The organism is Sphingomonas sp., assembly GCF_029239295.1.
Lineage (GTDB): Bacteria > Pseudomonadota > Alphaproteobacteria > Sphingomonadales > Sphingomonadaceae > Sphingomonas.
Window position 1 is genome coordinate 220,067 of the sequence record NZ_JAQZBC010000005.1, and the last position, 19,558, is coordinate 239,624.

Annotated in this window: 18 protein-coding genes; 10 read left to right on the top strand and 8 right to left on the bottom strand. The window is 64.9% G+C overall.

What is annotated here, in order from left to right; translation table 11 throughout:
• Nucleotides 1-37: 37 nt before the first annotated feature.
• The 4 genes from K0S66_RS07060 to K0S66_RS07075 all read left to right on the top strand — a co-directional run bounded on the left by K0S66_RS07060 (nt 38) and on the right by K0S66_RS07075 (nt 5,408).
• Nucleotides 38-1,144: a protease modulator HflK gene (locus K0S66_RS07060; protein WP_301074629.1), complete on the top strand. Its 1,107-nt coding sequence runs from the start codon at nt 38-40 to the stop codon at nt 1,142-1,144.
• Nucleotides 1,141-2,010: a protease modulator HflC gene (locus K0S66_RS07065; RefSeq protein ID WP_301074630.1), complete on the top strand. Its 870-nt coding sequence runs from the start codon at nt 1,141-1,143 to the stop codon at nt 2,008-2,010. The genes K0S66_RS07060 and K0S66_RS07065 overlap by 4 nt, the downstream gene beginning before the upstream one ends.
• Before the next feature lie 125 nt (nt 2,011-2,135).
• Nucleotides 2,136-3,674, top strand: a complete 1,539-nt coding sequence (locus K0S66_RS07070) for a Do family serine endopeptidase (protein WP_301074675.1) — start codon at nt 2,136-2,138, stop codon at nt 3,672-3,674.
• A 123-nt stretch (nt 3,675-3,797) separates the two neighbouring features.
• Complete coding sequence (locus tag K0S66_RS07075) at nt 3,798-5,408, top strand: helicase HerA-like domain-containing protein (protein ID WP_301074631.1); 1,611 nt, start codon at nt 3,798-3,800, stop codon at nt 5,406-5,408.
• A 118-nt stretch (nt 5,409-5,526) separates the two neighbouring features.
• Here the strand turns inward: K0S66_RS07075 and glnA are convergent, their stop codons facing one another.
• The 4 genes from glnA to map form a co-directional block, all read right to left on the bottom strand.
• Nucleotides 5,527-6,939, bottom strand: a complete 1,413-nt coding sequence (gene glnA, locus K0S66_RS07080) for a type I glutamate--ammonia ligase (RefSeq protein ID WP_301074632.1) — start codon at nt 6,937-6,939, stop codon at nt 5,527-5,529.
• Nucleotides 6,940-7,030: 91 nt separating this feature from the next.
• Nucleotides 7,031-7,369, bottom strand: a complete 339-nt coding sequence (locus K0S66_RS07085; protein ID WP_301074633.1) for a P-II family nitrogen regulator — start codon at nt 7,367-7,369, stop codon at nt 7,031-7,033.
• A 204-nt stretch (nt 7,370-7,573) separates the two neighbouring features.
• Complete coding sequence (locus K0S66_RS07090) at nt 7,574-9,787, bottom strand: PQQ-dependent dehydrogenase, methanol/ethanol family (RefSeq protein WP_301074635.1); 2,214 nt, start codon at nt 9,785-9,787, stop codon at nt 7,574-7,576.
• 145 nt (nt 9,788-9,932) lie between these two features.
• A complete protein-coding gene (gene map, locus K0S66_RS07095) occupies nt 9,933-10,760 on the bottom strand; it encodes a type I methionyl aminopeptidase (RefSeq protein ID WP_301074637.1) in 828 nt (275 codons plus the stop codon).
• A 53-nt stretch (nt 10,761-10,813) separates the two neighbouring features.
• On the opposite strand from map, the gene K0S66_RS07100 reads away from it, so the two are divergent.
• Nucleotides 10,814-11,572, top strand: coding sequence for a molybdopterin-binding protein (locus K0S66_RS07100; protein WP_301074638.1), 759 nt, complete (start codon nt 10,814-10,816; stop codon nt 11,570-11,572).
• A 13-nt stretch (nt 11,573-11,585) separates the two neighbouring features.
• On the opposite strand, the gene K0S66_RS07105 is transcribed toward K0S66_RS07100, so the two are convergent.
• From K0S66_RS07105 to K0S66_RS07120, 4 genes are all read right to left on the bottom strand, one after another.
• Nucleotides 11,586-12,371: a GGDEF domain-containing protein gene (locus K0S66_RS07105; protein WP_301074639.1), complete on the bottom strand. Its 786-nt coding sequence runs from the start codon at nt 12,369-12,371 to the stop codon at nt 11,586-11,588.
• A 190-nt stretch (nt 12,372-12,561) separates the two neighbouring features.
• A complete protein-coding gene (locus K0S66_RS07110; protein WP_301074640.1) occupies nt 12,562-13,695 on the bottom strand; it encodes a nitronate monooxygenase in 1,134 nt (377 codons plus the stop codon).
• A 124-nt stretch (nt 13,696-13,819) separates the two neighbouring features.
• Nucleotides 13,820-14,560, bottom strand: coding sequence for a TorF family putative porin (locus K0S66_RS07115; RefSeq protein WP_301074642.1), 741 nt, complete (start codon nt 14,558-14,560; stop codon nt 13,820-13,822).
• On the bottom strand, nt 14,561-14,992 hold the full coding sequence (locus K0S66_RS07120) for a hypothetical protein (RefSeq protein WP_301074643.1): 432 nt from the start codon (nt 14,990-14,992) through the stop codon (nt 14,561-14,563).
• 172 nt (nt 14,993-15,164) lie between these two features.
• On the opposite strand from K0S66_RS07120, the gene K0S66_RS07125 reads away from it, so the two are divergent.
• From K0S66_RS07125 to K0S66_RS07145, 5 genes are all read left to right on the top strand, one after another.
• Nucleotides 15,165-16,460 (top strand): M20/M25/M40 family metallo-hydrolase, encoded by a 1,296-nt coding sequence (locus K0S66_RS07125; protein WP_301074644.1) that lies wholly within the window; start codon nt 15,165-15,167, stop codon nt 16,458-16,460.
• A 72-nt stretch (nt 16,461-16,532) separates the two neighbouring features.
• A complete protein-coding gene (locus K0S66_RS07130) occupies nt 16,533-17,183 on the top strand; it encodes an HAD-IA family hydrolase (protein ID WP_301074645.1) in 651 nt (216 codons plus the stop codon).
• A 154-nt stretch (nt 17,184-17,337) separates the two neighbouring features.
• Nucleotides 17,338-18,066, top strand: a complete 729-nt coding sequence (locus tag K0S66_RS07135) for a CoA transferase subunit A (RefSeq protein WP_301074646.1) — start codon at nt 17,338-17,340, stop codon at nt 18,064-18,066.
• On the top strand, nt 18,063-18,917 hold the full coding sequence (locus tag K0S66_RS07140) for an HAD family acid phosphatase (RefSeq protein ID WP_301074647.1): 855 nt from the start codon (nt 18,063-18,065) through the stop codon (nt 18,915-18,917). The genes K0S66_RS07135 and K0S66_RS07140 overlap by 4 nt, the downstream gene beginning before the upstream one ends.
• Nucleotides 18,917-19,558: a CoA transferase subunit B gene (locus tag K0S66_RS07145; RefSeq protein WP_301074648.1), complete on the top strand. Its 642-nt coding sequence runs from the start codon at nt 18,917-18,919 to the stop codon at nt 19,556-19,558. The genes K0S66_RS07140 and K0S66_RS07145 overlap by 1 nt, the downstream gene beginning before the upstream one ends.

Here is a 19,558-nt window from a genome sequence, read left to right on the forward strand (position 1 = left end):
CACTGTTTTTCGCGCGTCGCGCACCTATAAAGACACTATGACCATGATGCCGCAGTGGCTGCGCCGACCGCCGATCCTGATGAACGATTCCTCCAACGGCCCATGGGGCAACGGCGGCAACGACGACACCAATGGTGGCGCCCGGAACCCTTGGGCAGTGCCGCCCGGCGGCCGCAAGGGCGCACCAAAAGCGACCGCGCTTGACGAGTTTCTGAAGCGCGCGCGCGGCGGTGGCTCGGGCGGCGGCAACGGCCCGCAGATGCCGCTCGGCGCCAACCCGCGCAGCCTGTGGATGATCGGCGCTGTGCTGATCGTGACCGCATGGATCCTTTTCACCTCGGTCCACCAGATCGGCCCGCAGCAGCGCGGCGTCGTGACGTTCCTGGGCCGCTATTCGGGTGAACTTGATCCGGGCATTCGCCTCACCCTGCCCGCACCGCTCGTGTCGGTGCAGAAGGTCGACGTGGAGGCGGTCCGTGTCGACGAATTCCCGCGCGACGGCAGCGAGAATGTGCTGACCGGCGATCAGAACATCCTCGACCTCGCCTACACTGTGCGTTGGCGCGTCGATAATCCGCGCGACTTCGTGTTCGAGATCAAGGATCCCGAGGAAACCGTTCGCGCTACCGCCGAAAGCGCGATGCGCGCGGTGCTGGCCACCACCACGCTGAACGAGGCGATCGGTGCCGGCCGTACCAACATCGAGGCGCGCGTCGCCCAGATGATGCAGCAGATCCTGAACGAATATCACGCCGGCGTCCGCGTCCAGGGCGTGTCGATCCGTCAGGCCGCTGCGCCCGCCAGCCTGATCGACGATTTCAACGCCGTCACCGCGGCCCAGCAGGAAGCGGTCGGCAATCTCAACAATGCGCGCAGCTATTCGGAGCAGGTGATCGCCCGCGCCCAGGGTGAGGCCGCTGCCTTCGACAAGGTGTTCGAGGAATATCGCCTCGCGCCCGAGGTTACCCGCCGCCGCATGTATTACGAAACCATGGAGGCCGTGCTGGCCAAGACTGACAAGACGATTGTTGAAACTCCCGGCGTGGCGCCGCTGCTGCCGCTCGACCGCGCGCGCAAGCTGACCGAGCCGCAGACCGAAGTGACGCAGCCCACGCCCGCCCCGACGGCGGAGGCTGGCCGATGAGCACGCTGTTCCGCAATCCCGTCGCGGTCGGGTTCGCCGCGCTCGGTGCGGTGATCGTCGGGGCCGCCAGCTTCGCGATCGTGCCGGAAACGAAGCAGGCGGTGATCCTTCGCCTCAACAATCCGATCCGGCTGGTGAACCAGTGGCAGAACGATCAGGTCATCGGCCGCACCGGCGCCGGCCTGATCGCGCGCGTGCCGTTCATCGACAAGATCGTCTGGATCGACAAGCGCGTGCTCGACGCCGATCTCGACAATACGCTGGTGCTGTCGACCGATCAGCTGCGGCTGAACGTGGACGCCTTCGCGCGCTTCCGCATCGTCGATCCGCTGCGCGCCGTCACTTCCACCGGCAGCACGTCGAACACCGAGGAGCGGGTGGCAGATCAGCTTCGCCCGCTGCTCGGCACGGCGCTGCGCAACGAATTGGGCAAGGTGCCCTTCTCCGTCCTGCTCAGCCCTGAACGTGGCAAGGTGATGGACGCGATCCAGGCCTCGTTACAGCGCGACGCACGCCAATATGGCGCGGCGATCGTCGATGTGCGGATCAAGCACGCCGACCTGCCCGACGGCAGCCCGCTCGACAGCGCGTTGCAGCGGATGCGCACCGCGCGTCAGCAGGAAGCGAACACCATTCGCGCCCAGGGCCAGAAGCAGGCACAGATCGTACGCGCCGAGGCCGACGCGCGTGCGGCCAAGATCTATGCTGAGGCGTTCAGCAAGGATCCCAAGTTCTACGACTTCTATCGCGCAATGCAGTCCTATCGTCATACCTTCGGTGCTGACGGTGGCGCGCGTCCGGAAGGTTCGACCAATATTATAATGAGCCGCGACAATGCCTATCTGAAGGAATTCAACGGCCGCTAACCCTGTTTGCCCGCGCGCAACGGGAAAGCGTCCGGTTCGTTCATATTCAAACGCCGTTCATGGTTTTGGCGGCATTGAGATTTTGGGTCCGGTCGCGCCGGACAAACGAGAGGAACATGACGATCGTGCGTTACGCCTATGCGCTTACTGGCGCTCTTCTCCTCGGCGGCACTGCCGCTTCGCTTGCCTTGCAGCACCCTGCCTCTGCGCAGAGCGCGCAGAACGAGCCGGGGACGATGCAGGCATCGGCACCGCGTGCCGGGGCGCCGATGAGCTTTGCCGACCTGGTCGCGAAGCTTCAGCCGGCGGTTGTCAACATTTCGACCGACCAAAAGGTGACGGTGGCGCAGCCCACCAATCCGTTCGCCGGCACGCCGTTCGCCGAACTGTTCGGGCAGTTCGGTGGTCGTGGTGGCGGGCAGAATGGCGCGCCGATCACGCGTGAGGCGCAGTCGCTCGGCTCGGGCTTCATCATCTCGCCGGACGGCTATGTCGTCACCAACAACCACGTCGTCGCTCCGGGCAACCGGCAGGCAACCGTTGAGGCGATCCGCGTCACGCTGCCGGACCGCAAGGAATATGTGGCGAAGCTGGTTGGCCGCGATACCGCGTCCGATCTCGCGCTGCTGAAGATCGATGCGCCGGGTCCGCTGCCCTATGTGAAGTTCGGCGATTCGGCTCGCGCCCGCGTCGGCGACTGGGTCGTCGCGATCGGCAATCCGTTCGGCCTGGGCGGCACGGTCACTGCCGGCATCGTCTCGGCGGTGCATCGCGTCACCGGCCAGGGCGGCGCCAATGATCGCTTCATCCAGACCGATGCCTCGATCAACCAGGGCAACTCGGGTGGCCCGATGTTCAACCTCAACGGCGAAGTGATCGGCATCAACAGCCAGATCTTCTCGCAGTCGGGCGGCAACATCGGCATCGGCTTCGCCATCCCGGCGGAGGACGCCAAGCCGATCATCGACACGCTGATGAAGGGCAAGCCCGTTCAGCGTGGCTATATCGGCGTGACGATCCAGCCGCTGAACGACGATATCGCCGCAGCGCTCGGCCTGCCGAAGAACTCGGGTGAGATCATCGCTCGCGCCGAACCGGGTGGTCCGGCTGCCAAGGGCGGTCTGCGCGCCGGCGACGTCGTGACGCGCGTAAACGGTGAGCAGGTCACGCCGGAAACGACGCTGTCCTATCTCGTCGCCAATGTCGCACCGGGCCAGCAGGCACGGCTCGATGTGATCCGTGACGGAAAGCCGACCACGGTCACGGTGACCACGACGGTGCGTCCGAACGAGGAGCAGCTCGCTCAGCAGCTCGGCGGCGGTGACGACACCTTCGGCGAGGATTCGGAGGATGGCGCCGCCGTTCCGGCCTCGAACGGCATCGGCGTGACGGTTCAGCCGTTAACCCCGGCGATCGCGCGTCAGGTCGGCGTTGACTCGACGGTGCAGGGCGCCGTGATCTCGGCTGTTGATCCGTCCAGCGACGCGGGCCGCAAGCTGCGCCGCGGCGACGTGATCGTGTCGATCAATTCGACGCCGGTGCGCACGGCGGCTGATCTTGCCCGCGGCGTTCAGGCGGCCAAGTCGGCCAATCGCCCGCAGGTGCTTCTGTCGGTCGTCCGCGGGCGCAACCCGCCGGCCTTTATCGCGGTGAAGGTCAAGTAACCTAAGCCGTCGAATGAATATCCGGGGCCTCGCACCATGGTGCGGGGCCCCTTTTGTTTGGACGGCGCTCGCGCGCGTCCCGGCACTTGGGCTACATACCCCGCGGCAGGATCGGAAGGCAGCATGAGCGACGGCATCTTCATTGGCGCTGGTCAGGGCGGCGAGGCGCCCCAATATCTGAACCTCAGGCGCGCCAACCGGCACGGCCTGATCGCCGGCGCGACGGGCACGGGCAAGACCGTGACGGTGCAGGGCATCATTGAGGGCTTTTCCGCCGCCGGCGTCCCCTGCTTCGTCGCCGATGTGAAGGGCGATCTCGCCGGCCTGGCGATGCCTGGCTCACCGCAGGGCAAGACACACGCCGCCTTTGCCGCACGCGCGGCGGCGATCGGCGACACAAGCTGGGCCTATGACGACCGGCCGGTTCAGCTCTGGGATCTGTACGGGGAACAGGGTCACGCTGTTCGCACGACCATCTCGGAAATGGGCCCGCTCTTGTTCGCCCGGTTGCTCGGCCTGAACGAGGTGCAGGAAGGCGTGATGACGATCGCCTTCCACCTCGCCGATGAGGATGGTCTGCTCCTCCTCGATCTCGATGACCTTCAGGCCATGCTGGTCCATTGCGCCGATCGGTCGGCGGAACTCACCACCCGCTATGGCAATGTTTCCAAGCAATCGATCGGCGCGATCCAGCGTTCGCTGATGCAATTGCGCAGCCAGGGCGCCGATCGCTTCTTCGGCGAACCGGCGCTCGACCTCGCCGATTTCATGCGTACCGATGATCGCGGGCGCGGTGTCGTCAACGTGCTCGCCGCCGACAAACTGATGGCCGCGCCCAAGCTCTACGCGACCTTCCTCCTGTGGCTCTTGTCGGAGCTGTTCGAGACGCTGCCGGAGATCGGCGATCCCGACCGTCCCGTGCTCTGCTTCTTCTTCGACGAAGCGCATCTGCTGTTCGATGACGCGCCTTCGTCGCTGGTCGACAAGATCGAACAGGTCGTGCGCCTGATCCGCTCCAAGGGGGTCGGCGTCTATTTTATCACCCAGAACCCGATCGACATCCCCGACGCCGTCGCAGGGCAGCTCAACAACCGCATCCAGCACAAGCTGAACGCCTTCACCCCGCGCGATCAAAAGGCGGTGCGAAGCGCCGCTGAGACCTTCCGCGCCAATCCAGGCGTCGATGTTGCCGCTGCGATCACCGAATTGCAGATCGGCGAGGCATTGGTGTCGCTCCTCCAGCCCGATGGCGCGCCCTCCCCCGTCACCCGCACGCTGATCCGTCCGCCCCAGACCCGGGTCGGACCGCTCGCGTCCAACGAACGTGAAATGATTGTCACGACCGATGCGATCGGCGACCGTTACGACACGCTCATCGACCGTGAGTCAGCGGAAGAATTGCTCGCTGCAAAGGGCGCGGAGGCTGCGGCCGCAGCAGCGCAGGCCAAGGCCGAAAGTGACATGAAAAGGGCTGAAGCGATCCGCGCCAAGGACGAGGCACGTGCTGCGAAGGCCGCCGAACGGGCCCGGATCGCGGAACAGCGGGCGGCCGGATCATCGCCCTGGGGCCGCGCCATGGACTCCGCGACCCGCGCCGCGGGCTCGTCGATCGGCCGGCAAGTGGCGAATGAGATCGGCAAGCAAGTGTTCGGCGGCAGCACGCGGCGCAAGTCGTCCGGCAATCTGGTGGGGTCGGTGCTGCGCGGCGTACTCGGCGGACTGTTCCGGGGCTAGCCCCCGCCGCGAGCTCACGAAAAGGGGCGCCCGGTGCTGTCGGACGCCCTTTATTCGTTACACAATCAGGAACTTAGCCGCCGCCCATTCCAGTTGGGAATGAGCGGCGGCCGGGTCCTTATGCGCTGTAATACATGTCGTATTCGACCGGGCTGGGGGTCATTTCCCAACGTGCAACTTCGGCCCACTTCAGCTCGACATACGCCTCGATCTGATCCTTGGTGAACACGTCGCCCTTGAGCAGGAAGTCGTGATCTGCCAGCAGGCTGTCGAGTGCTTCACGCAGCGAAGCGCAGACCGTCGGCACCTCGGCCAGTTCGGCCGGCGGCAGATCGTACAGGTTCTTGTCCATCGCATCGCCGGGATGGATCTTGTTCTGGATACCGTCCAGGCCCGCCATCAGCAGCGCGGCATAAGCCAGATACGGGTTCGCCATCGCGTCGGGGAAGCGCACCTCGACGCGCTTCGACTTCGCGCCCGTGCCGTACGGAATACGGCAGGAGGCCGAGCGGTTGCGGCTCGAATAGGCGAGCAGGACCGGCGCCTCATAGCCCGGCACCAGCCGCTTGTAGCTGTTGGTGGTCGGGTTGGTGAAGGCGTTGATCGCCTTGGCATGCTTGATGATGCCGCCGATGAAATAGAGGCAGGTATCGCTCAGCCCGGCATAACCATTGCCGGCAAACAGCGGGTTGCCCTTCTCCCAGATTGAGAAGTGCGTGTGCATGCCAGAGCCGTTATCTTCCTTGATCGGCTTGGGCATGAAGGTCGCCGACTTGCCATAGGCATGCGCAACCTGGTGCACGACATACTTGTAGATCTGCATGCGGTCGGCGGTGGTGGTCAGCGTGCCGAAGGTGAGCCCCAGTTCGTGCTGCGCAGCCGCCACCTCATGGTGGTGCTTGTCGCACGGCAGGCCCATTTCGAGCATGGTCGATACCATCTCGCCGCGGATATCGACAGCGCTGTCGACCGGCGCAACCGGGAAATAGCCGCCCTTGGCCCGCGGCCGGTGTGCCAGGTTGCCGCCCTCATAAGCGCGGCCCGTGTTGGTCGGCAGCTCGATATCGTCGATCTTGAAGTAGGACTCGGCGTAGTTCGTATCGAACTGCACGTTGTCGAACATGAAGAACTCGGCTTCCGGACCGACATAGACCGTGTCGCCGATCCCGGTGGAGGCGACATAGGCCTCCGCACGCTTCGCCGTCGTGCGCGGGTCACGGGTGTAGCCCTCGCCGGTCGACGGCTCGAGAATGTCGCAGAACACGATCAGCATTGGCGTTGCCGAGAACGGATCGGTGTAGATCGCGTCCAGATCCGGCTTCAGGATCATGTCGCTCTCGTTAATCGCCTTCCAGCCTTCGATCGACGATCCGTCGAACATCAGGCCGTCCGTCCACTCGTCCTCGCCCATCACGCTGGCGACCATGGTCAGGTGCTGCCACTTGCCCTTGGGGTCGGTGAAGCGAAGATCGACCCACTCGATCTCTTCTTCCTTGATACGCTTGATGACGTCTGCGGCGGTCGTTGCCATTGCTCTGATCTTCCTCTGCGGGTTCCTGGCTGGCCAGGACTTTTTCGATGCCGGGGCAGTCCGATTCTACGCCGGACTGGTTGAAAAGGGTTCAGATCGCGTCGTCGTTGCGCTCGCCAGTGCGGATGCGCATCGCCGTCTCGACCGGGATGACGAAGATCTTCCCGTCGCCAATACGGCCCGTCTGCGCGGCATGGGCGATCGCCTCCACCACGCGTTCGACTAGGCCATCCTCGACGACGACCTCGAGCTTCACCTTGGGCAGGAAGTCGACGACATATTCGGCGCCGCGATACAATTCGGTGTGGCCCTTCTGCCGTCCGAATCCCTTGGCCTCGGTCACCGTGATTCCGGACACGCCCACTTCGTGCAGCGCTTCCTTCACCTCATCGAGCTTGAACGGCTTGATGATCGCTTCGATCTTCTTCACGCGGAAACGTCCACCCCTGGTTAGAACCCTCGCCCCGATGTCTGGTGCTTGCATCGAACGTGCCAGCCGGAGCCACGAAGGGCAAGGCAGCGACTCGGCCCGCATCCTCGAGAAACGCCGCCCAATAATCAGGCAGGCGGCGAAAATTGCTGCTTTCCAAGGCACTGCCGCCGCGCACGCCTTTGCGCCGCGGCAGCCGTCCCGTCAGCGAACCCCGGTCGGAACCGGCGACGCGCCAGCTCCCGGCTTGGGCGTAACGGCCTTGGTCGTATTGGCGAGGTTCTGCTGCGCCCAATGCGCCTCATCGATGACATAGAGGCGGATCAACTGCGCCTGTTCCGGCGTCAGCACCTTGGCGAAGCTCACCATGCCGCGGTCCTTCAGCATCCCGTCGATCAGGATCGCCTTCCACGTGTCCGGGTCGCCGAGCGTGGCCGAACGCTGCAGGTTCGGCAGCACCCCGCCGCCTCCCGCGCTGGCGCCGTGGCAGACCTGACAATAGCGACCGAACAGCGCCTGCCCCTGCGCCACCTGCTGCGGCGTTGCCTTGTTCTCGGGTAACGTCACCGGCGTCGAATCCTGCGGCTGGGTGCCAGGCAACTGAACCTTGCCGCCCAGCTTGAACACCAAGAGGCGCGGCACGTTGGGCACGTCCCGCGCCTTGCCGATCGCATAGCCGATCGACAGCGGCAGCGCGCCACCCCGCCCGGCAAGCACCGCGACATATTGGTCGTTACCGATCATGAAGGTGGAGGCGCCCGCCATGATTCCGGTGCCGACCGGATAGGAGAAAAGCTGCTTGCCGGTATCTGCGGCATAGGCGCGGAACTCGCCCAAGGCCGTCCCCTGGAAGACGAGATTGCCCGCGGTCGTCATCGTGCCGCCGTTCCACGGCGTCGCATAATCGACGGTCCAGCGCGCCTTGTTGGCGACCGGGTCCCAGGCGACGAGACGGCCGGTGGCACCGGCGATCGCCTGCTTTACCGCCGCCGCATCACGCGGGTACATCGCATTGCCAAGATCCTGGCCGACATTGAAACCGAGCGGCTTGGCTTGATCGAGCGGCGATGAAGGATTGAGATAGGCCGATCCGACGATCTGCGCCGGGATATAGGCGAGGCCGACGTTCGGGTTGAAACTCATCGGCTGCCAATTGTGCGCGGCGATGGCACTGGGCGTCGCCACGAACGGCTTGCCCGTCTTGTAATAGCGCGCCTCCGGGTTCTCGATCGGACGCCCGGACTTCAGGTCATAACCGGTCGCCCAATTGACGCCGGGGATAAACTGGCCGGCGTTGATCAGCTTCCCGTTCGTCCGGTCGACGACATAGAAGAATCCGTTCTTGGGCGCCTGCATCAACACGCGGCGTTGCTGGCCGCCGATGTTGAGCGTGGCGAGATTGATCGGCTGCGTCGCGGTGAAATCCCACGTCTCGCCCGGCGTCTCCTGATAGTGCCAGACATATTCGCCGGTATCGGGCTTCAGCGCGACGATCGAGGACAGGAAGAGGTTGTCACCCTTCCCCTCGCTCCGCAGGCCGTGGTTCCAGGGTGAGCCATTACCGACGCCAAGATACAGCTGATCGAGCTCGGCGTCATAAACGATCGAATCCCACACCGTGCCGCCGCCGCCGGACTGCTTCCACTGACCGTTTTCGGACCAGGTCGGTGCGACCTTTGCCATCGCCGCGTCGCTCGCCTCGCCATCGGGCGCGCCGGTCGGGTTGGGAACGGTGTAGAAGCGCCACTTCTTCGCGCCCGTCGCGGCGTTATAGGCGGTGACGTAGCCGCGTACGCCAAACTCGGCGCCGCCGTTGCCGATCATCACCATCCCCTTCACGACGCGCGGCGCGCCCGTGATGGTGTACGGCTTTGAATTGTCGGTGGTCTGGACCGACCAGTCAGGCTTGCCCGTCGCAGCGTCCAGCGCGATCAGCCGCCCGTCGATCGTCCCGACGTACAAGCGCCCCTTCCAAGCCGCGACGCCGCGATTGACGACATCACAGCACGCTTCCACGCCCTTCTGCTTGTCGACACCCGGATCATATTCCCACAATTTCTGTCCGGTGCCGGCGTCATAGGCGAATACCTTCGACCAGGGCCCCGTGACGAAGAGCTTGCCGTCGATGACGACGGGCGTCGCTTCCTGTCCACGCGCATCGGGCATGTCGGCATACCAGGCGAGACCTAACTGCCCGACATTGCCGGCGTTGATCTGCGTCAGCGGGGAGAAGCGCTGCTCCTGATAGTTGAAGCCAGCCATTGCCCAGTCGCGGCCGTCGCCACCGGTAGTCAGCAGCGCGGCGTCGACCTTGCCCACCCCAGTGGTAGCAGCGCGATCGGGTGCTTTCTCGGTGGGTGTCCCCGCCTTGCACGCAGACAGCGCGAGCGCCGCGATCAGCGCATAACCAAGCCGCATCTTCCTCTCCCCCGCCCCTCGCTGAGGCTTTGGACGGGAGACTGACGCAGGTTGGTTCGGAAGGGAAGTGGCGATCACCTGTCACAATGGACAGGTGATCACGGCCAGGCGGCGCCGGCCCGAAAGGTGCGGCGCTATCGTCAGGTCAGAAGTAGGGTGGCTTATGCAGGCCGGCGGGGGAGACGGTGAAGATCTCGCACCCGTCCTCGGTAATGCCGATCGAATGCTCGAACTGCGCCGACAACGACCGATCGCGCGTCACGGCCGTCCAGCCATCGTCGAGCAGCTTCACGTCGGGGCGGCCGATGTTGATCATTGGCTCGATCGTGAAGATCATGCCGGGCTTCAGTTCGGGGCCGGTACCCGGGCGGCCAACATGCACCACCTCCGGCGCATCATGGAACAGGCGGCCCAAGCCGTGCCCGCAGAAATCGCGCACGACGCCATAGCGGTGAGATTCGGCATAACGCTGGATCACATGGGCGACGTCGCCCATGGTGTTGCCGGGCTTGGCCTGCTCGATGCCGAGCATCAGGCACTCGTAGGTGACGTCAACCAGGCGCCGGGCCTTCAGCGGCACGTCACCGATCAGGTACATGCGCGACGAATCGCCATGCCAGCCATCGACGATCGGGGTCACGTCGACATTGACGACATCGCCCGACTTCAGCGTCTTTTCGCTAGGGATGCCGTGGCACACGACATGGTTGATCGAGATGCAGCAGCTATGCGTGTAGCCGCGATAGCCAAGCGTCGCCGGCACCGCCCCGCGGCTGGTGATGAAGTCATACACCAGCCGGTCGATCTCCGCCGTGGTCACGCCGGGCACCATGTGCGGCACGATCATGTCCAGGGTTTCAGCGGCCAGCCTGCCTGCGGCGTGCATGCCGGCGAAGGCGTCGGGTCCATGAAGCTTGATCGCTCCATTGCGTCCCAGCGGCGCATCGCTGGTCACGGTCACATATTCGGTCATGCCCGCGGATATAGCGTGACGGGCGCACTTTTGCGAGGCTATGCCCGTACCGCATGAACAGCGAACGCATCTGGACCGCCGCTCTTGTGGTGATCGGGGACGAGATTCTCTCCGGGCGCACGCAGGACAAGAATGTCGCGCAGATCGCGCAATGGCTCAACGTTCAGGGCATTCGCTTGGTCGAGGTTCGCGTGGTGCCCGACCGGCAGGACGCGATCGTGGAGGCAGTGAACACGCTGCGCGCTCGCAACGACTATCTGTTCACCACCGGCGGCATCGGGCCGACCCATGACGACATCACGGTGGACGCGATCGCCGCCGCGCTGGGCGTAGGTGTCATCCATCACCCCAAGGCTGTGGCTGTGCTGGAACGCTATTATGCCGCGCGCGGCGGTATCAGCGACGCGCGGCTGCGCATGGCGCGCGTGCCGGAAGGCGCCAGCCTGATCGAGAACCGCATGTCGGGCGCACCCGGCATCCACGTCGCCAACATTTTCATCATGGCCGGTGTGCCCAACATAACGGCGGGGATGCTCGACGCGCTGACCGGCACGCTTGAGGGAGGCAGGCCCGTCGTTAGCCGGCAGATCGGCTGCTGGGTCGCCGAGAGCGAGATTGCAGACCTGTTGAGCGCCGCGGAGCGGGCCCATGCCGGCGTGGCGATCGGCAGCTATCCCTTCTTCCGCGACGGGCGTACCGGCGCCAATTTCGTGGTGCGCTCGTCAGACCCGGCCGCGGTCGATGCCTGCATCATGGATCTGACAGCGGCGCTCGAAGCAGCCGGCCACACCGTCTTTCCGGACGGGATCTAAAAAACGGCGCGGATCAGCCGCGCAGTTCGGCACTGCTCAGAATGCGCGCGCGCCCGCGATGCTTCGCCTCGTACAACGCGGCGTCAGCGCGCCGTGTCGCTTCCTCGAACGTAGAGCGAGAGACAGCGGTGGTACCGGCGGAAAAGCTGAGCGGCCGATCGCCGACATGCGCCAGCGGATCGGCGCGCAGCCGCTCCGCGATCCGCATCAGCACGGCCTGTGCGACCGCCTCTGTCGCGCCCGGAAAGTAGATCAGGAATTCTTCGCCGCCCCACCGTGCGACCATGTCCGTCCGCCTCACCGCGGCAACCAGCATGTGCGCGAAATCGTGCAGCACCCGATCTCCCGTCTCGTGCCCCAGCAAGTCGTTGACCAGCTTGAAATGGTCGAGGTCCACCAGCGCCAACGCACCAGCCGTATGATGCTCCGGCATCGCGTCGAGTTGCGCCAACAGGCCACGCCGGTTGAGCACGCTGGTCAGCGGATCCTGGCTAGCCTCCCGATTGAGCGAGCGCATCCGCTCCGCCGTCGCCTGCGCCGCGCGGTTGATGCCGGCGAGCAGCCGCGCCGCAAGATCGTTTCCCGACACCAATGGCACGCTTGGCACTTGTCCTTCTTCGGCGTCGTCCAGTGCCTTGGCCGCGAGGTGAATGGGGGCGAGCAATGCGAAGATGCCAGCCAACGCCATTGCCAGCCCCAGCACCGTCGCCCCGATCACGACCAGCAATCCCGTCAGGTCGAGGCGGTGAGTCACCGCCGCCCAGGCAACAAAGCCCAGGAGCGGCAGGTGAGTCGACACGAAGCAGACCGCGAAAATCCGCAGTTGCAGGCTTCGCGGGAAAATGAATGAGCTTGCCTGGTACAAGCGCATACGGGCCCTATCCTCCGTCCGGACGCCGGCATCAGCGTCGCCAATCAGCCTTGGCAACGCGCACCTTACTCAAAGATTGACGACCGGACGAGGATACAGCCGAATACGACCGGCCGAGTCAGCCGTCGATCAGGCCCATCATCCGCTCAACCGATTCGGCAAACTCCAGCTTGAAGTCCTGCACCACCTGTCCGGCAGGCCGGACCTGATCGACCAGGCCCACACCCTGCCCGACGAAATAGGTGACCATGTCGCGGGCCGCCGGATCGCCTTTTTGCGCGGCGACGTCACAGGCGCGGATCGCTGGCTCGCTAATCAGGCTTTGATACGGCATCGGCAGCGGGCCAGGTGAATTCGGCCCATCCCATGCATCCGTCCATGCCGAGCGCAACTGGCGCGACGGCTTACCCGTGCGGCTCTTCGACCGCACTGTATCGCGCGACGTGGCGGCAACCATTTTCTCCCGGAAGACGTCGGAGCATTCGCTCTCCGGCGTCGCGAGCCAGACCGATCCGGTCCACACGCCGTCCGCCCCCATCGCCATGGCGCCGGCCATCTGTGCCCCCGTCATGATCCCACCGGCCGCGAGGATCGGCACACGCTTTCCTTGCGCCTCCAGCGCGCGGATCACCTCCGGCACGAGCACCATGGTTGACACCTCGCCGCAATGGCCGCCCGCCTCGCCGCCCTGAACCACCAGGATATCGACCCCGGCCTCCACCTGTCGCAGCGCATGTTCCTTCGCACCGACCAACGCCGCGACGGGAACGCCGCGCTCGCGTCCCATGTCGATCATCGCCTGCGGCGGAACGCCCAGCGCATTGGCGATCAGCTTGATCGGATGGCGGAACGCGACATCGAGCATCGCCAGCGCCAGGTTGGGGTCGAACGGGGCCGGCGCGTTGCTGTCGGAACGCTCCTCCGGCATCGAGAAATGATGCTTTTGCGCCAGTTCGCCGACAAAGGCGCGATGCTCGGCCGGCACCTTGTCCATGATCGAGGCCCGGGTCAGCCCCTTCGCCCCACCCGTCGCGAGGTTCTCCGGAATCAGGACATCGAGACCGTAAGGCTTGCCGTCGACATGCGCGTCGATCCACGCGAGCTCGGTCTCTAGGCTTTCCAGTGTGTGCCCGGTTGCGCCCAGAACGCCAAAGCCACCCGCCCGGCTGACCGCCGCCACCACATCGCGACAATGGCTGAAGGCGAGCAGCGGAAAATCGACGCCCAGCATCGCGCAGATTGGCGATTTCATTCATCTTCTCCCACGGTGTTTTGCAGCTTTGTTGCCGTTTCGGCCGGGGAAGAAAAGGTCTTCGATGCGATTCCTGCGCGGGAATGCAGCCGCCATTCAGCAGGCTGAAGACCCGCGCACGATGTCAGAAGCTGAACGCCACCCGCGCGCTCACCTTGTCGCCGGTATGACGCGGATTGGCGAACGGTGACGCCAGTGTGCGATCATCGATGTCGGTGCCGGTATACAGCACGCCGACGCTAAATGGCCCTGTGATGTGATCGACGCCCAGCGACCAGTCGGTATAGTCGCCGCCGGGCCGCAGCCGCGCGGCGCGGTGCCAGTCATCGACGCTGCCCGAGGAATGCCCGAGCGAAGCGTTCACGGTGAAGGGCGTCGCCGGAATGCCGAGACGGGCCCGCGCGCCGATCCACAGGTTGTCGCCGCCGATCGCCGATTGGCTGGGCGCATAACGCGCATCGACACCGATCTCTGCCGGGCCAAGCGCGTAGCTGGCACCAAGCCCGCCTTCCACATAATCCATCCCGCCTCTGGCTCCGGCGAACAGGTGGCCGGCCACAAAGCCGTCGAGCCGCAGCCCGCCGCCGATGTCCCGCGTGAACCCGCCAGTGACGTCGAAGACCGCATCCGCGCCGCCATGCCGCGGATCGCCCCGCGTCGCGGTGGCCCGCACGCCCAGATCCAGTCCGAACGGAATGCCGGCGCGCACGCTAGCTGCCGGCGCCACCTCTCCATCGCTCCAACTGATGCCGCGACGCCGCTCGTCCGTCGCAATCTCGACGCTTCCGCCGAACCCTGTCTGGGCAAAGGCGGGTGCGGCCGCGGCACACAGGCCAGCGGCCGTGATGATCCCGACTGCCCGCATTTAGCTGCGCCCCGCAGCGTGGGCCGTGTCGAGCTCAAGCGCGAGCATCTCGCGATCCCGCTCGGCCACCGCGAGCACATGTTCGCGTACCTCACCACGGCGCGCTGCAACTTCCTGTGCGATGGCGTCGCGCTGGCCCGAACACCAGCCCGGACGGCTTCCGGCTATCGGCGCCTCGGCGGTGATCGATCGCGCCAGCACATGCCCGGCGGCGCTACGCGCCTCACGTGCAACGCTGACGTTCGCGCGCCACGCACAACGCAGCGTACTTGCGCGCCCGGCAGCGCCCACGGTGCCGATCTGCTTGTGCGAGACGTCGGCGGTGCCCTGATACGTCACCTCGACTCGCTGTCCGCGATGGTCGATCTCGATACGGTGTGCCTCTGCCTGAGGCGAGCCGAGCAACAGCCCGGCAAGGATGGCAACATTCATGTTCGGTCTCCTGCGGTGCGTCGGGCTTTGTGCCCGATCGTACTGCCGCACCGACCTGCGCGGCACGGCTCCAATGACCCAGCGCAGCCGGCGGTTCAATGGACCGGTCCCTCTGCAACGAATTGATACACCCACCCTGTTCACGGCGCGGCCGCTTTGTTAGCCCCCGTCCATGATCCTGCGCATCGCCGTCTCCGCCCTCGCCCTTCTTGCCACCGCCGCGACCAGCGCACCCGAAAAACGGATGCAGGATGTCGTTGCCGGCGAAGCGCCTCGCCACGAGGCTCTGCTGGAAAAGCTGGTTCGGCAGAATTCCGGCAGCCTCAATCTTGCGGGGGTAAAGGCGGTCGGCGAGATGATGCGCGCCGAACTGACACCACTCGGCTTCACCGTCGACTGGGTGGATATGACGAAGACCGGGCGCGCGGGCCACATCGTCGCGACACACAAGGGGAATGCCCGCGGCAAGCGCATCCTACTGATCGGCCATCTCGACACCGTGTTCGAACCGGACAGCCCGTTCACCGGCTGGCAGCGCGAGGGCGATCGGGTCACCGGTCCCGGCGTCGGGGACGACAAGGGCGGGCTGGTCGTGATCGTCGCGGCGCTGCGCGCGATGCAGGCCGCGGGCACGCTTCGGAACGCCGATATCAAGATCGTGCTGACCGGCGATGAGGAGAAGACCGGCGCCCCGCTGGAGGACGCCCGACGTGATCTGATCGACGCCGGAAAATGGGCCGATATCGCGCTGGAATATGAGAATGTCGCGCGCGATGGCACGCAGGAATATGCCACGACGGCACGGCGAAGCTCCACCAATTGGGAGCTGGTCACGACGGGAACGACCGGCCATTCCAGCGGCATCTTCAACGCGTCGATGGGTTATGGCGCGGTGTACGAGATGGCGCGGATCCTGGACGAGTTCCGGCGGACGCTGGCTGAACCGAACCTCACCTACAATGCCAGTGTTGTCGTCGGCGGCACCCCTGCCGCCCTCGATGACGCTGGCGTTAAAGGTACAGCAGAGGGGAAGACCAATGTAATCCCCGCCCGTGCCGTGGCGCGAGGCGATCTGCGCAGCCTCACCCCGCAGCAGGATGCAAAGGCAAAGGCGGCGATGACGGCGATCGTGGCACGTCACCTGCCCGGAACCGACGCATCGATCCGCTTCTTCGAAGGCTATCCCTCAATGCCGCCGACCGAGGCGAACCGCGCGCTGATGAACCAGCTGAACGGCGTCAATCGTGACCTCGGCCTGGCGGAGATGCTGGAGATGGACCCTGCCAAAAGGGGTGCGGCGGATTCCAGCTTTGTCGCGGCCGACGCTGTCACGTTGGGCGGCATGGGGGTCGCCGGGGGAGGTGCGCATGCGGTCGGCGAATGGGTCGACCTCAGCAGCTTGCCCCGTCAGGCGCTGCGCAGCGCCGTGTTGATCTCCCGGCTCGCGGCGCAGCCACGCGGGAAATAAGCGGGGCGTCGCCGCGTTAGCGACCCGCTGGCCACCCTTCGATCTCTCTTCACCACCGCTAAGGACCACTTCATGCGCGATACCGTCATCTTTGATTTCGGCGGGGTGATCACCTCTTCGCCGTTCGAGGCCTTCAATCGTCTCGAGCGTGAGCGGGGGCTGCCGCATGATCTGATCCGGCAGATCAACTCGACCAACCCTGATGAAAATGCCTGGGCCTTGTTCGAACGGGCGGAGATCGACGCGACGGGCTTTGACGCAAAGTTTGCGGAAGAGGCAATGGCGCTGGGCCATGAACTGCGCGGTGAGGATGTGCTCCTCCTGCTCTCTGGCGACATTCGGCCGCGCATGGTGCATGCGCTCGATTGGCTGAAGCGTAACGGTTATCGCCTTGGCTGCATCACCAACAACGTGCCTGCAGGCGAAGGTGCCGGCATGTCGCGCAGCGCCGAGAAGGCGGCAAAGGTTGCCGAGATCATGGCGCGCTTCGATCACGTGATCGAATCCAGCAAGGTCGGTATTCGCAAACCTGATCCGCGCATCTACGAGATGATGCTGGATACGCTGGGCAAGCCGGCGGAAAACTGCGTGTACCTCGATGACTTGGGCATCAACTGCAAGCCGGCGGCCGCGCTCGGCATTCACGCCATCAAGGTGAACGATGAATCGCAGGCGCTGACCGATCTGGCGGACGCCCTGGGCGTCGATCGCGCGGTGTTCTGATAAACAGCTTCTGTGTGCCGTTCGGTCGGGCATCGATTGCCTTGATCGACCGGCCCGGAGCCGCCTTTTCTGCACCCCCTGACGGGCGGCTCGCCTTGAAGCCCCTTCACCCAGACGCTAACCGGCGCACACCAGCGAAAAGAGGCGGCGTGTCATGAAAAAGCTCTATCCCGATGCCGCGGCGGCCCTCGATGGTTTGCTGCATGACGGGATGTTGATCTGCGCTGGCGGCTTTGGCCTCTGCGGCATACCAGAACGCCTGATCGACGCTATTCAGGCGTCCGGCGTGAAGGATCTCGTCGTCGCCAGCAACAATGCCGGCATTGATGGCGAAGGGCTCGGCAAGCTGCTGCGCACGCGCCAGATCAAGAAGATGATCTCCAGCTACGTCGGCGAGAACAAGGAGTTCGAACGTCAGTATCTGTCGGGCGAACTGGAAGTGGAATTCTGCCCCCAGGGAACGCTGGCCGAGCGGTGCCGTGCTGGCGGCGCGGGGATTCCTGGCTTCTACACCAAGACCGGCGTCGGCACGCTGGTTGCCGAGGGCAAGGAAGTGAAGCTCTTCGACGGCCCGAACGGGCCTGAGGAGTTCATTCTTGAGCGGGGGATCAATGCCGATCTCAGCATCATCAAGGGGTGGAAAGCCGACGAAAGCGGCAACCTCATCTTCCGAAAGACGGCGCGCAACTTCAATCAGCCGATGGCCACCGCTGGCCGCGTGTGCATCGCCGAAGTGGAGGAGATCGTGCCCGTCGGAAGTCTTGATCCCGATGCGACCCACCTGCCCGGCATCTACGTCAATCGCCTGATCGTCGGCGCCCCTTATGACAAGAAGATCGAGTTCCTGATGACTCGGCCGCGCCCCGCTGGCGCCGCGGCGTGAAGAAAATCCTGGCGCTTGTCGCTGCCGCATCGCTGGCAGGATGCGCGACCGTGCCTGCGCCGGCCGGCGACCCACGGCCGGGCGCGGTGCCGGGCGCAATGCAATATCTCTATGGCTCGGCGGAGGCCGCCGCGCTCAGCGAACAGGCCTATAATGCGCTGGTCGACAACGTTCGGGTGCGCGTCGCCGGCCGGCGCCCAGCCGAATCCGCCATCCTGCTGCCGAACTCGGCCGGTACGCCCACGCCGGCGCCCTGCGGTGACAAGCCCTATGCCGCCGTGTTCGACATGGATGAAACGGCGATCCTGAACCTGGGCTATGAATATAACGATGCGGTGACCGGCGCCCCATTCGACGCCGCACGCTGGACCAGGTGGGAGGCAAGCGGCGCTGACAAGATAGCGGCGGCGCCGGGCGCCGCCAGTGCCTTTGCGTCCTTGCGCGCGATGGGTGTGACCCCGATCATCAACAGCAACCGAAACGCCGCATCTGCCGGGCCGACCGCAGAGGCGCTTGCGAACGTTGGACTTGGCGCATTCCGCCATGGCGAGACCCTGTTCCTCAAGGGCGATGTGAACGACAAATCGGCAAAGGACGGCCGCCGCCGTGCCATCGCCGCGCGCTGGTGCGTTCTGGCGCTGGGCGGCGACCAGATCGGCGATTTCACCGACGCGCTGGACGGAACGGCAGCGGCACGACGCGCCGCCGCCTCGTCGCCGGCCTATGCGGGCCGCTGGGGCAGAAGCTGGTTCATCCTCCCCAATCCTGTCTATGGCACTGGCCTGGGCAGCAACTGGGACGACACGTTTCCGGCCGGCAAGCGCTGGACCGACATGCAAGGAGCGAAGTAATGGCGTGGGATCGCAATCAGATGGCGGCGCGCGCCGCAAAGGAATTGCGCGACGGCTATTATGTGAACCTGGGCATCGGGATTCCGACGCTGGTCGCCAACAACATACCCGATGGCATGACCGTGACGCTGCAGAGCGAGAACGGGATGCTCGGTATCGGTCCCTTCCCTTACGAGGGAGACGAGGATCCTGACCTGATCAACGCGGGCAAGCAGACGATCAGCGAGTTACCCAGCAGCGTCTATTTCGGCTCCGATCAAAGCTTCGCCATGATCCGCGGCGGCCACATCGACCTGACCGTGCTGGGCGCCATGGAAGTGGCGGAGAATGGCGACATCGCCAACTGGATGATTCCCGGCAAGATGATCAAGGGGATGGGCGGCGCCATGGACCTGGTGGCCGGCGTGAAGAAGATCATTGTGGTGATGGAGCATGTGGCGAAGGATGGCAGCCCCAAGTTCATCCCAGCCTGCACGCTGCCACTGACGGGCAAGAATGTGGTCGATATGATCGTCACGGACCTCGCCGTATTCCAGCGCCCTGACCATCAGAGCCGCTTCCGGTTGGTGGAGCTGGCACCGGGCGTGACGGTTGAGGAAATCGCGCAGAAAACGACTGCTGGCTACGACGTCGGCCTCTGA